The sequence below is a fragment of the Paenibacillus sp. SEL3 genome (genome assembly GCF_054602585.1).
Genome location: NZ_CM137725.1, coordinates 3927911 through 3941847, shown reverse-complemented (window position 1 = coordinate 3941847; position 13937 = coordinate 3927911). Strand labels below are relative to the sequence as shown.

The 13937-nt window shown below is 42.1% G+C and carries 10 protein-coding genes; 4 read left to right on the top strand and 6 right to left on the bottom strand.

Going from position 1 to position 13937, the window contains the following annotated elements; translation table 11 throughout:
* The first annotated feature begins 34 nt into the window (after nucleotides 1-34).
* A complete protein-coding gene (locus ACYCS5_RS18120; protein WP_340884271.1) occupies nucleotides 35-1363 on the top strand; it encodes an exosporium glycoprotein BclB-related protein in 1329 nt (442 codons plus the stop codon).
* 68 nt (nucleotides 1364-1431) lie between these two features.
* On the opposite strand, the gene nirD is transcribed toward ACYCS5_RS18120, so the two are convergent.
* Together nirD and nirB are read right to left on the bottom strand one after the other, a co-directional pair.
* On the bottom strand, nucleotides 1432-1761 hold the full coding sequence (gene nirD, locus ACYCS5_RS18115; protein ID WP_029515880.1) for a nitrite reductase small subunit NirD: 330 nt from the start codon (nucleotides 1759-1761) through the stop codon (nucleotides 1432-1434).
* Between the two features lie 39 nt (nucleotides 1762-1800).
* A complete protein-coding gene (gene nirB / locus ACYCS5_RS18110) occupies nucleotides 1801-4230 on the bottom strand; it encodes a nitrite reductase large subunit NirB (RefSeq protein ID WP_459759887.1) in 2430 nt (809 codons plus the stop codon).
* A 426-nt stretch (nucleotides 4231-4656) separates the two neighbouring features.
* Between nirB and ACYCS5_RS18105 the strand changes: the two genes are divergently transcribed.
* The 3 genes from ACYCS5_RS18105 to ACYCS5_RS18095 are packed head-to-tail and all read left to right on the top strand — an operon-like array spanning nucleotide 4657 to nucleotide 8656.
* Nucleotides 4657-6336 (top strand): spore germination protein, encoded by a 1680-nt coding sequence (locus ACYCS5_RS18105; RefSeq protein ID WP_029515882.1) that lies wholly within the window; start codon nucleotides 4657-4659, stop codon nucleotides 6334-6336.
* Nucleotides 6337-6360: 24 nt separating this feature from the next.
* On the top strand, nucleotides 6361-7464 hold the full coding sequence (locus ACYCS5_RS18100) for a GerAB/ArcD/ProY family transporter (RefSeq protein WP_029515883.1): 1104 nt from the start codon (nucleotides 6361-6363) through the stop codon (nucleotides 7462-7464).
* Entirely contained in the window at nucleotides 7457-8656 is a 1200-nt protein-coding gene (locus tag ACYCS5_RS18095) for a Ger(x)C family spore germination protein (protein ID WP_241113470.1), read from the top strand. Before ACYCS5_RS18100 ends, ACYCS5_RS18095 begins: the two co-directional genes overlap by 8 nt.
* A gap of 37 nt (nucleotides 8657-8693) precedes the next feature.
* Here the strand turns inward: ACYCS5_RS18095 and ACYCS5_RS18090 are convergent, their stop codons facing one another.
* The 4 genes from ACYCS5_RS18090 to treR all read right to left on the bottom strand — a co-directional run bounded on the left by ACYCS5_RS18090 (nucleotide 8694) and on the right by treR (nucleotide 13863).
* Nucleotides 8694-10736 carry a serine hydrolase domain-containing protein gene (locus tag ACYCS5_RS18090; protein WP_459759886.1) on the bottom strand — a complete coding sequence of 681 codons (2043 nt, stop codon included), beginning with the start codon at nucleotides 10734-10736 and terminating at the stop codon, nucleotides 8694-8696.
* Between the two features lie 123 nt (nucleotides 10737-10859).
* Entirely contained in the window at nucleotides 10860-12161 is a 1302-nt protein-coding gene (locus ACYCS5_RS18085; RefSeq protein WP_459759885.1) for a GHKL domain-containing protein, read from the bottom strand.
* A 1-nt stretch (nucleotide 12162) separates the two neighbouring features.
* Nucleotides 12163-12903 carry a LytR/AlgR family response regulator transcription factor gene (locus ACYCS5_RS18080; RefSeq protein WP_342445570.1) on the bottom strand — a complete coding sequence of 247 codons (741 nt, stop codon included), beginning with the start codon at nucleotides 12901-12903 and terminating at the stop codon, nucleotides 12163-12165.
* 210 nt (nucleotides 12904-13113) lie between these two features.
* Complete coding sequence (treR, locus tag ACYCS5_RS18075) at nucleotides 13114-13863, bottom strand: trehalose operon repressor (protein ID WP_459759884.1); 750 nt, start codon at nucleotides 13861-13863, stop codon at nucleotides 13114-13116.
* Nucleotides 13864-13937: the final 74 nt, after the last annotated feature.

Here is a 13937-nt window from a genome sequence, read left to right as displayed (position 1 = left end):
TGTAGGAAGAACGATCAGGAGGAGATATTTGAGCATGAAACATAAAAAACCGTTCAGGTTCAGTGGTGCATCAAAAAAAGATGAAGACTGTAAACCAACAAGAGTAAATAGAAGTATCGAAGATCTTCTCAGGCTGATTAATGAAATGACCGCGATTATCCCCATCGTGTTCGCAAACCCTTCTGCGGCTAATGTATCTTCCTTGCAACAGGTTTTAAGACGTCTGTTGTCTCTGGCGAAAAGCTTAAGGCTTCGCGGCGGGGCCAAGGCAGACTTACTGGCAGCGCTGGAGCTTGCTATTGTTGCGTTAGAAGCTACACCTTTCTCGCCGATCGGCGTAGGTACTGCACTGCAACAATTGCTGGATGCGCTATTGTCCATCGTTTTACAAGAATCCCTCGATCCTGCTCTTAAAGACAGCTTAATCAACGCGATCAGAATCGCTGGAACGATGGTTAGCAACGTATTAGGTGAAACATACTTGTCAGGGGAGCCCGGTGCACAAGGACCCCCAGGGCCTCCAGGGGTTCCAGGGCCTCCAGGACCTCCAGGACCGGTGGGACCCGGCGGTGCGCCTGGACCAGCAGGTGGACCAGGGCCACAAGGGGCTCCCGGACCTATCGGAGCGGCCGGACCTGTGGGCCTTGACGGGCCTGCGGGACCTGTGGGCGCCGCTGGGCCCGCTGGGCCTATCGGGGCCGCTGGACCGGAAGGCCCTGCCGGACCTGTCGGCGCTACGGGTGCTACGGGGCCCGATGGTCTACCGGGCGCAGTTGGCGCTGTCGGACCCGCTGGGGCCACGGGTGTTACGGGCGTTACAGGGATTACCGGAGCCACCGGCTCGGGAGCCATCATCCCGTTTGCTTCCGGAGGGCCTGCTACACTGACAACTGTTCTTGGTGGGCTGGTAGGAACCACAAGTTTGATCGGCTTCGGAAGCTCAGCTACAGGTATTGGCCTCGTAGGCGATACCATTGACCTCACAGGTACGCTTGTAGGACCGCTTATTAACTTTGCTTTTTCCGTACCACGGGATGGCGTAATTACCTCTATTGCTGGTTACTTCAGTACAACAGCTGCTCTGACCCTCTTAGCATCATCCGTTAGCATTACTGCCCAGTTGTTTAGTTCCCCAACACCTAATAATTCCTTCACAGCGATTCCCGGAGCTACCGTTATATTGACTCCCCCACTGACTGACATTGTTGCTTTGGGAACGATCTCTAGTGGTATTACTACCGAATTGGCTATACCCGTAACCGCGCAGACCCGTCTACTTATGGTCTTCTCAGCAACGGCTACAGGAGCCTCCCTCCTCAACACCGTGGTGGGTTATGCGAGTGCAGGCATTACCATTACCTGATCCAAGCCGAAAAGGGCCCAACAGGATTGTCCTGTTGAGCCCTTTTTATTTGTATTCCATCAGATGAACTAAACCGTTTCGAGCGATATTTTTACTTCTTCTCCCTCTTCACAAACAGCGAACGTTTTAACTTGTCCGTGATCAGGCTCTTGAACGATGCCTGTCTGCAGGTCAATTTTCCAGTCATATAAAGGATCATAGATATAATGACCAGATACTATCGCCTCTGTAAGAGGACCTCTTTTGGGATGAGGATTGATATTTTCAACGGCATAAAGCTCATTCTCCGAAGTGCGAAAAACAGCAATTTCGACACCTTTGATGTGGATGGTACGTCCTATTCTGATCGGAAAATCCTTACTGTGACCGACGACAAGCCATTCGGCATTTTTGATCATTTGCTTGATTGCTCCCTTCCTCAGGCATTTTAGATACAATTACACAATAGACGGGGTGACAACCTCGAATAAATTTTTGCGTGAATCCTCATCATTGATGATCTTTTTCCAAGGGTCTTCGACCTGTTGCAGTGCAAATTCGATACGTTCTACTAAAGCTTGGCGATTAGCTGTATCCTGAACGACTGCTTTCTGAATCTCTTCCAGACCGATCCGTTCCACCCACTCCGAAGTACGTTCCAGGTATTGTCCTGTTTCGCGGTAGAGTTGCATTACGCTACCTACAATATCAATCAACTCGGCGTCGGTTTTCACTTTACAGAGTGAATCAGCCAACCGTGCTTTAATACCGCCATTACCACCGATAAAGATCTCCCAGCCCCCATCATTACCTACGATTCCGATATCTTTGGTACATGATTCCGCACAGTTGCGTGGACATCCATTAACCGCTAATTTGAATTTTGCCGGGAAGTCCAGTCGTTCGAATTTCCGTTCCAACACTTCTCCCATTCCCATCGAGTCCTGTGTGCCAAACCGGCAAAATTGCGATCCAACACAGGTTTTAACCGTACGAAGTGACTTCGCGTAGGCATACCCCGACGGCATATCGAGTTCTTCCCATACTTTAGGCAGATCCTCTTTACGGACACCGATCAAATCAAGCCGCTGTCCTCCTGTTACTTTAACGACCTTAACGTTGTATTTAAGAGAAACATCTGCTATCTTCTTCAAATCTTCTGGGGTCGTTACACCGCCGTACATTCTAGGAACAACTGTAAACGTTCCATCCTTTTGAATGTTCGCGTGCAATCGCTCATTTACAAAACGGGAATCCCCCTCATTTTCATAGGTGTCCGGGTTAATCATTCCCAGATAGTAATTCAGCGCCGGCCGGCATTTGGAGCAACCTTCATCATTATGCCAATCCAGTACATTCATAACTTCACGCGTTGTTGTCAGCCCTTTGGTTTTGATCGCTTCCACAATCTCGTCCCGGCTCAATGTTGTGCAGCTACATATTCCTTGCTTGGCTGACGTCTTGAAGCTGTCTCCAAGAACATATTGTAGAATCTGCTCCACGACCGGCTTACATCCTCCACAAGAACGAGTTGCTCCGGTACATGCTTTAATTTCATCGACTGTAGTCAGCCCATTGTCATTAATTGCATCAACAATGGCCTTTTTAGTAACACCGTTACAGCCACACACAATTTCATCATCGGCCATCGTTTCAGCGGATGATGTTTTCGACCCGTGATTGCTGCATCCAGTACCCATGAGCTGTCCATATATTTCATCTGTCATCAATGTTTGCTGACGCACATATTTTTGCAGGCTAGCAGATTCGCTCACATCGCCAAACAGTACAGTTCCAACAATCTTATTTTCACGAAGCAGCACTTTTTTGTAGGTCCGCTTCCACTCATCTTTTGCAACAATCACCGTATGTTCAGGCTGGGTTATGAATTCGCCAGCTGAGAAAACATCCACCCCTGAAATTTTGAGCTTGGTGGAAACCACCGATCCCATATAACCTTCAGTTTCCGCGCCTGCCAAATGTTTGGCAATGACACTTCCCTGCTCAAACAGCGGAGCTACCAGACCATAACAGATTCCGCGGTGTTCAACACATTCCCCTACAGCATATACATCCGGCACAGAGGTTCTCATCAAATCATCGACTACAATACCACGGTTCGTTTCCATACCACTTTGCACAGCTACCTGAATATTAGGCTTGATCCCAACCGCCATAACGACCAAATCCGCTTCCAGCTCGCTTCCGTCTGAAAACCGCAGTCCTTGTACCCGATCTTGACCGTACACCTCCGAAGTTTGCATTTGCATAGCAAACTTGATTCCCTGGCGTTCTAGTTCTGCTTTTAGCATCGCAGAGGCTTCCCGGTCTAGCTGACGTTCCATCAAATCCTCCATTAAATGAACGACCGTAACATCCATCCCCAGATTGACCAGGCCTTTAGCTGCCTCCAGCCCCAACAGACCTCCACCAATGACAGCGGCCTTTTTATAGGTCTTTGCCGCTTCCAGCATTGCCGAGCAATCGGCGATATCTCGGAAACCAATTACTCCCGGTAATTCTTTACCCGGAATAGGCAGAATAAACGATTGTGAACCAGTAGCCACCAAAGCCACATCGTAATCAATTTCCAGTCCGTCTTCGGTGAGAATCTTCTTGTTCTCACCGTCGATACTTTTCACCATTTTTCCTGTATATAAAGTAATCCCTTGATCCGCATACCATTGCAAATCGTTCAGTATGATATCATCTATTGTTTTACTACCTTCCAACACATAAGAGAGCATGATCCTGTTATAGTTCGGATGCGGCTCACTTCCCAGGACTGTAATTTCATATTTATCTGTTAATTTTAAAATTTGTTCGACCGTATTGATACCAGCCATCCCGTTCCCTATAACCACAAGCTTCTTTTTACTGTTTATCATATACCGGTTCCTCCATTCATTCGACGCTACTTCCTATCCGACGACATCTCTACGTTTCTGACGACATCTCTACGTTTCTAATGAATATTGTTTATGCTTCTATTTTAATACAGCAGATAGAGCTATATGTGATTATAATCACAATGTGGTTCGCATTAAGAATGTTTAGGGATTTCCCTATTCCGTTTCAAGGGGTTTTGCACCATTCCCCACGCTGACTCTCAGTGCTAGATAGCCCTAAAACAAAAACAGAAGTGTTTGGTGTGAGATCTGCCGTAATGATTAGATTTAAAAATAGTGTAGTTGATGATCATTTGCTCTGGTCATCGAACGAATCTTTCCAGTTCATGTGTAAATACAACCTTTATAAGGAATACTTTAGGGACAACTTGTATCTTAGAATTGAATCGTTTGGAGGTGGTCATCTTGTGGTCTAAAATAATTTCTTATATTCCGAGCTGGAGTATACTCTTTCAAGCAGGCCTCGCGTTGATTATTCCTTTAGGGATTTATTATATAAACACCTCGATTTATTCGTTTGTCGGTAGTAAGGGAGCGAAATCCAAACATTCTTCCGGTCGGCCGCTCTCCGATGAAAATAACGAAGGGCACCTTGATCAACAGAATAAACCAAACTCTAAAATTACAGGGAATTACGATTCCGATTTAAATTCGATCCGAGAGTCTATAGGCGGAAATAGTGATGTGCATTTTCGTGAGTTTATGTTGAAAAAATTTCATGCTCGGTCCGTATTAGTCTTCATAGAAGGCATGCAGGATGAAAAGCTTATGAGCAATCAGGTATTGGAGGTCTTGATGTTTGAGGGCCAGCAGGACCAACAGGAACAGCCGGAAAGTATAAGTAGCTCTTTTATAAAAGATAGCTTGATGCCACTTACGCAAATTAGTGAAGTTACCAGTATGGAGGAACTGCACGAGTTCATCCTTTTAGGTCATACTGCCTTATTAATTGAAGGAATGAAGGAAGCACTACTGGTAGGCTCGCCTAATGGCGCCATTCGCTCCGTCAATGAACCAACCTCTGAAGCACTACTTCGGGGTCCCAGAATCGGTTTTACGGAAGTATTAAGTGAAAATACTTCGATGCTTCGACGCCAGGGCTTAAATAAAAGTCTGGAAATGAAGAAATTTCAAGTGGGAAGCCGAATCAAAAAGGATCTGGTTGTCGCCTACATCAAGGATATTGTGAATCCGGATCTTCTTGAAGAAGTAAACCGCAGAATATCAAAAATAGATATGGATTTTTTGGCTGAATCCGGTTATGTAGAGCAACTCATTGAAGACAATTATTTAAGTCCGTTCCAGCAGGTTCACAACACAGAGCGACCCGACCGTGTCATTAATGCATTGCTGGAAGGAAGAATAGCCATTCTTCTGGACGGGACTCCCTTTGCACTTATTGTCCCGGTGACCTTCAGTATGCTGCTTCAATCTCCCGAGGATTATTATGAACGCTGGATTCCAGGTTCACTTTTACGTTTGCTGAGATTTTTTGGAGCTTTCATAGCGCTGATGGGCCCTGCTTTGTATATCTCTTTTATTTCATTTCATCCCGGTTTGATTCCGACCAAGCTGGTCATTAGCATCATTCAGACCCGTCAAGGCGTCCCTTTTCCTTCCGTCATTGAAGTCATGATTCTGGAAATTTCGATCGAAATCCTGCGGGAAGCCGGCATCCGATTGCCCAAACCCATTGGTCCTGCAATGGGCATTGTGGGAGGCTTGGTTATCGGCGACGCTGCTGTAAATGCGGGCATCGTCAGCCCCTTCCTGGTGATTGTGGTTGCGGTAACTGCCATTTCTTCATTTTCGATACCGACATACAGTGCGGGCATTACCTTGCGCCTACTGCGTTTCGTCGGCATGCTCTTTGCAGCAATCCTGGGGATGCTCGGAACCATATTGTTCTTTCTGTTGATTTGTATCCATCTGACGAAATTGAAAAGCTTCGGCGTCCCATATGTGACTCCCTTTTCCCCGATGCGTCTAAGCGACTTGAAAGATATGTACATCCGAGCTCCTATATCTCTAATGAAACGAAGACCTGTTATGATGAAAACGCAGCAAAAAAGGCGTAGACCATGATGCCAAGACGAAGGAGGAGCTACTGTGTTTAGACGCTCTGATGACAAGATCACAACGAAGCAGGCGGCTGTATTCCTGACCAATACCGTATTGGGCGCAGGGATTTTGACACTGCCGAGGGGTGTAACTGAACAAGTACAGACTCCTGATGCATGGCTTTCTGTCCTCATCGGTGGAGGTATTGTCATATTCGTCGTCTGGGTCATGGTGAAATTAAGTCAACAGTTTCCCGGAAACACCATATACCAATACTCCAGAAGAATTGTAGGCACTGTTCCGGGAGGAATCTTAAGCGTGCTATTGATTATATACTTTATAATCATTGCCGGCTTTGAAATACGTGTGTTAGCTGAAGTGACCATGTTTTTTCTACTCGAAGGCACACCCATCTGGGCGATTGTGATTCCATTTATCTGGGTAGGGAGTTATTTAGTTTTTGGAGGCATTAATCCCATCGTGCGACTGTACCAGATTGTACTTCCAATCAGTCTTTTCTTTCTGCTTTTTTGTTTTCTCTTTAGCTTAAGGATTTTTGAAATTGATCATCTTCGTCCCGTATTGAGTGAAGGGGTTTTGCCCGTCATCAAGGGGCTGAAATCAACTATCCTTGTTTTCAGTGGATGTGAAGTCGTCATGACACTGGTCGCTTTTATGCAGCACCCCGAGAAGGCATTTAAGGCCATGGTAGTGGGGATCAGTATCCCTTTAATTTTGTACTTTTTGACCGTAGTTATGGTGATCGGCGGGCTATCGGTAGATTCCACTGTGACAAGTACTTGGCCTACCATTAATTTGATGCGCAGTTTTGAAATCCCTGGATTTCTTTTTGAACGTCTAGAGTTTCCACTGCTAGTGATCTGGATGATGCAAATGTTTTGTAATTCCTGCAGTTTTTTCTTCAATGCATCCTTAGGTGTTTCACAGGTGTTTGGTTTTAAATATCGTTATGCGGTTTTCGGTTTAATCCCGCTAATCTTTATCTCCACAATGACTCCTGTTCGTATGATGGAAGTGTTTAGCCTGGGCGACGCGATCGGATATATGGGAATCCTATTATTTATTTTGATTCCGGTATTTCTCTCCATTGTGTTCATGATCAGGAAGAAGGGAATGAAGCAAAATGTGTAGACGACCTATCCTATCTGTACTGCTTGCCTTTATTCTTCTGGTGACTCAAGTCGGTTGTTGGAGCAGCAAAGAAGTAGAGGAACTTAGCATATATACAGGACTTTCTCTGGATAAGGGGGAGCTCACTCCATTGGAACAGGATCTGGAGAAGAAAGGTAGCCGTTACTTCAAGAAAAATAAAATTACGGCCAGCGTACAAATCGTCCCCAAAAAATCATCTGGAAGCCCAAACCAACAAGGCGGAGGAGGAGGACAAGAGCCAAACTATAACAACATAACTGGCACAGGAGATTCTTTGCTTGAAATCTTCCGGCAGCTCTCTCTCCGTTTGGATCGCCCCGTTATTGGCCACCATCTAAAGGTCATGGTGGTTGCCACCGATTTGGCGAAAGAACAGACGATGCAGCAATTGATGGATTTTGCGCTTCGTGATAATGATATTCGCCCGAGTTGCTTGGTCTTCTTAAGCAAGGGACGAGCAGCTAGTACTTTAGTTACCAAATATAAGGAAGAAGTCCCATCCATTCATATTCTGTATATGCTTCGTAACCATTTCAGAACCAGCAAGGTAATGAGGGGGGTCAATTTGTCTGAATTGGATGGGATGATGCATTCCAAAAAAAGCTATATATTGCAAAACATCACTGAATCCGATGGGGAATTGGAATTTTCAGGTGCTGGTATTATTAAAGGAGATACCGGTCACTGGATAGGCAGTTTGGACCAACAAGACGTGGAGAGTATTGGCTGGATTACAGGTGATGTTAAGGGCGGAGCTGTAAAAACATATGACAAGCGGAATGAAGCTATCACTTACGAAATCAAATCGGTAAAAAGCAAAATAACAACTAAAGTAACCGAAGGCAACGATATCTCGTTTCACGTAAAAATTGAATCCAAAGGACGTTTAATCGAAAACTGGGATGATAAAGCGGACCCGACTGAGACACAAAACATGAAGGAGGCTGAGAAAGAGTTTGAAAAACAAGTGACTCGCAGGATTAAGTCTCTTATGCACAAATTACAGTCAGAATATAAAGTCGATGTTGCCGGTTTTGGTGACCATTTGCATATTGAGAAACCGCAGGTGTGGAAAAAGGTAAAGGATAATTGGGATTACAAATTCAGCAAAACACCCGTAACCTTTGATATAAAATTATCCATTACGGATTTAGGTTCATCTGCTGAATGAAATAGTCGCTCCTGAATTTACAGAAGCGACTACACACTTAATTCAAATTGATTTTAAATACATCCCCTGCATTGCCACCCAAAACGATCAAGCCACCTTTGGGCAGTACAACCGAATTGTTATTGCTAGCAGTTGAAAATTGTACAACCGCTCCGTTTTCATCATAGACAGCGAACCCTCCGCTTGTTGGAAAATCAACGGTCATCGTTTTATTGGCTGAGTTTTTATCTATTTTATACCATGTGGCTTGGCCATTAGATGGTATGGTATACACTGATTTTCCTCCCAAGATAGGTTTAACAGCATCTTCACTGATATAGGATTGTCCATCTATGGTTAAATACTCCGAACCATCCTTGGTATAAAAATTCAGATCAAATGCATCTCTTCCACTCATAACAGGAATCTCAACGGCATTTACTGCTTTATTCTCATCGACAATTTTAGTTCCACTTGCGTATCCATCATGATCAACGGATATTTTTTTCGTTATAAATGAGGGAGCCAGATAAAATATGGAAGATATCTTTTCATCCAAAGCATAATAATTTTTCCCGTTTCTGTTTTCCCATGCCTTTTTAACTGTGGGATTTACAGGATTGGCATCTAGCTTTTGATATTCATAAGTCACCATAACCATTTGACCTAATCCCGGAAAGTCTAAATATAGGTTAGCCTTAATATACGTTTTCCCGTTTTTTTGTTTGTCAAAGCTTATGGCTACACTGCCATCACTGCTTTTGAATTGTCCATTGCCTGTATACACATATTTTTGCGCCGGGACGAATCCATCCAAGAAAGCAGGCAAATCAAACTCACCGTTTTTAATCTCTACATTGATGGTTGTACCCACAGAACCGTATAATCCCGAATAAGAAAGTAACTCAGATGGCATTTCCACCTTTACAGGAGGCTCAAATGTTTTCTCCGGTAGGATGTCTTTAATGATGCCCTTATCTTTTAAAACTTCCAATAAAATGTTAGAGGCAAAAATACTATCTAAGATGGAAGACCCTCCAGATGAAAGTACAGCCATAGAAATATGATGCTCCGGTATGGTGATCAAGACAGAGTGATACAAAACAGTATCCCCACCTTTGGATAACGCTGTTATTCCGTAATCACTAAACGGTGCCAACTGAACCGCATCCCAACCAAGTCCATAATTAAAGCTGTTTGTCTCTTCAGGTACCCATATTCCTTTTCGATATTCATGACTTTGCATGGACTTCGCCGATTGGGCAGATAGAATATCGGGTCTGTTCCCCGTTAACACTTCTGAAAACATAGCCACCTCTTCTGCGGTGGAGTATAAGCCCCCTGTCCCGATGACATTGGCATTTTCAACCGGTAAGGCCCCCTCAATCGCAGGAAAATAAGTTTTGGACAGCTTTTGTCTATCAAATTGATCGAGAGGTGTTTTGGTAGATTTCAAACCCAAAGGGGTACTCATATGCTTTGCCAGGAAATCGGTGTAACTTAGACCGCTCACCCGCTCAACTAATATTTCAAGCAATTGAAATCCATCATTGGTATATACGGAATATTCGCCAGGGTTTGATTTTAAAGTTTCTGATTGCAACCTTAGCAAGAGCTCATCATGATTTTCTGTATCATTGTCATTAAATAACATACTATTTTTATAGTGAGCACCATAAAGACCTGACGAATGATTTAACAGCATACGCGGTGTAATTTGTTTGTATCTTTCATCAGACATTTTAAAGTCCTTAATGTATGTTGTTAATGGCTGATCAATATCTACCTTATGGGCATCCACCAGCATCATCGTTGCAGCAGATACATACATTTTGCTTGTAGAGCCTATACCGAACATCGTATCTTTGGTGATCGGCTCGTTAGTTGCTTTATTCTTTACACCCACGCTATCCGATAATACGATGTTTCCATGATCCATAATGGCATACTGCACACCGCTAACACCGTATTTGGATACCAGCTCCGAGGCCAGACTGCGAGCCTTTTCCTTGATAGGTTCATCAGTGCCTTGAGCAAAAGTATTCGTCATCGGCAGTACAAAAAGCATAGCAGAAACGAACACAGCTATTATTTTCTTCATTCTATATTTCCTCCTCTTATAGCTTCACCAGATTTTATGACTGACCTGATCATACAATGAACGAGGATTCTATATAAAAAAACACCCTTAAATGTAAAAAACAATCCCTAAACAACATAATGTCTAAGGAATGTCCTTATAAAATGGAAATAAAACCATATTATTGAATACTTTATTTTTCGTTTCAATGGTCATATTCCCACCATATTTGTCACATATTCTAGATATATTGGTTAAGCCAATGCCATGAACATCCGGGTTTGATTTTTGACTATGCAAATGAGCCACTTCATTCTCCACATGATTAAGGATGTGAATGAAAAGCGCAGACTCATTGGAATGTATTTTAATAAGAATGTACCTGTCATCGGCAATCTTGATCTTTTTGGATGCTTCTATGGCATTATCCAGCATATTCCCTAGAACTACACATAAATCATAACGTTCAATATTTACTTTCTGTGAATATAAGTTAAGTTGGGTATCTATCTTTATGCCATTGGCTTGCCCAATATTAAGACTATTCGTGACAAGAGCATCTATAACCAGATTACCGGTATTAACCCTTTGATATGCTCCTTCGATCTTATTTAAGGTAACCTTAATATGTTCACTCGCCTCTGCCAATTCATTTCTCTTGATACATTCTTCAATATACAAAAACTGTTGGTGTGTATCATGAATGATTCTTTTTATATTTTTGAAGCTGTGAACCGTTTTTTCGTAGTTAGCATCTTGGTAGTCCATCTGATGTTGTAATTGAGCATTTTCATGCATTAATTGAAATTTTTCAATGACATTATCAAAAATATATATGATAAAAACATTTAAGGAAATAAAGCCAATAATAGAACCAAAATAATACATATTCTTTTCACTATAAACAGATAAAACATTGACCTGGTATAAACTTATGATGGGAACGATTAAAAATAAAATATAGTAACGATGCTGCAAAGGGAAGGTTCTTCGTTTGGCAAATAACCGTATAATCTGAATGACAGCAAACATGATAATGCAGCTGAGTAACATAACCTTAGAGAATATCAAGTGATCTTGTTCACTCAAATGGCTAAAGTTGCTAATTTTAACAGAGCCTACAGCATATAAAATATAAAGAGATATAAAATTAACGATGGTTATCAATACAGCATAAAGGATAGAAAAGATGATCTTTGTCTTTATTTCCACTGTATACGATTGCGCTAAACTAAATATGACAAGTAATGCTAAAATCGAAGATATCGTAGGAGCCAAATAAACACTTAAATATAGGGAATCCAGCAACCCAAAAATAATGAAGTACACGAATCTGTTCGGCTTTCGATTGGACTTATCAAAAACCGAGTTAAAGTAAAAATTCACTTGGAAGCACATAACAAGGACAACGCAAAGATTAAGAAGCAGGGAGTTATATTCCATCATATTAATGCATCTTCATGATCATAAATTTGGTATATATATCTTTAACTTCTTTTATTTTAGAACGCCCAATAGGTAACTTCACATCATTTGACATCAAAACATCACCGCCAGCAAATTTTTTCACATGAATTAAGTTTATAATAATCGAACGATGAATTTGTAGAAAATTATGTTCTTTTAATGCTGAAGCATAGTCCGAAAGAATCCCTTTGCTATCATAGGTTTGAGTAGAGGTTACAAAATGCAGTTTGTTTTTTATGGTTAAGCTTTTGACCACTTCAATACTAATGATATCATCATATTTTAAAAGCACTTCCTCATAAGCTGACTTGATGATAACGAATTTTTTATCGAGAGATTGAAAATATTGACACAGCTTTATCATTTTTTCCTCAAAGATATGGGGAGCAATCGGTTTTATTAAATACTGAAATGTGACTACGTCAAAACTTTCCACCATATATTCAGGGTAGCTCGTTAAAAAAACAATCTGTTCATCCAGGTGATTTAAACTTCTTATTTTTTGGGCGGTTTGAATTCCGTTCATGCCATTCATTTCAACATCCAATATTAAGATATGGAATGGAGACTCATGGTTTTGATAATGAGATACCAGCTGTTCTCCGGAGTCGAATAATTCAACTTTAAATTCTATACTGGTCTTTATCGACAAAGTAATCAGCATATTTTTAACAAGCTCTCTCTGCTTGTGCTCATCATCGCAGATAGCCACTCTATACATAAATAACATACACCTCGTTCCCATTGCATTGATCATGGAATTGTATTTTAAATAGTATATAACCTTTTAACATTCTATAAATAGCTTTTGGATAAAACGCAAATTCAAATCCCTCAAATGCCAGTATAGAAGCTGCTCAGCAGTTGCATCCAAGGTAAAAAAGAAACCCTCGTCTTAAAAGACGGGGCTTCTTAACTATATTATTGATCGTTATTTTAAAAAATCTGCTCTCTTGTCTCCACTGTGGGAACGTCTGGCAAAGTCGACAAATTGGAATTTGTCCAGCCGATGCCTTGATTCAGTGTACTGGAACAATGTAGTGTCCTCCAGATAAACATAGTTGCGTACTACGACCACATGAGTGTAGTTCTGAAGGTCCATCAGCCTATGATCTTCTTCGTCTGCATTTTCTACGGAAACGACTTTTTTAGCATAACTGATTTGAAGATGAAGCTCTTCCTCCAAATATTCGTAGATGGATCCACGACTAATTTCCTCAGTAAGCACAGGTACAATGTCTGATCGAAAGTAATCTTTGTCCAATATGACGCATTCACCTTCAATTTCACGTGCACGAACGACTTTCCAGACCAAATATTTGTCTTTGTCAATCTCAAGATGATTGGCTATGTCATCTGGAACTGGAAGTAGTTGATTTTCATGTACAATGGTTCGTGATGTACGCCCAATCCGTTCGGACATTTCCTTGAAACTGACCAGTCCTCCTATAGGAAAATCCATCCGCCCCATATCCAGAACAAAAGATCCTTTAGCTTTTATTTTATGGATATACCCATTTTGTGCAAGCAAATGGAGTGCCTTACGTACGGTTTCGCGAGAAGTGTTATACTTCCGGGCCAGTTCATTTTCAGAAGGCATTTTCGTACCTGGAGCCAATTCGCCTGTCTGGATCTGTCCCGAATAATCCTGATAAATTTGCAAAAATATATTCTTTGTCAATTTTCATCACCACGTTCATTGTAGCATTCTTTCACTTCCCTGTTCACTATAATAGACTGTGCGAATTGAATCTG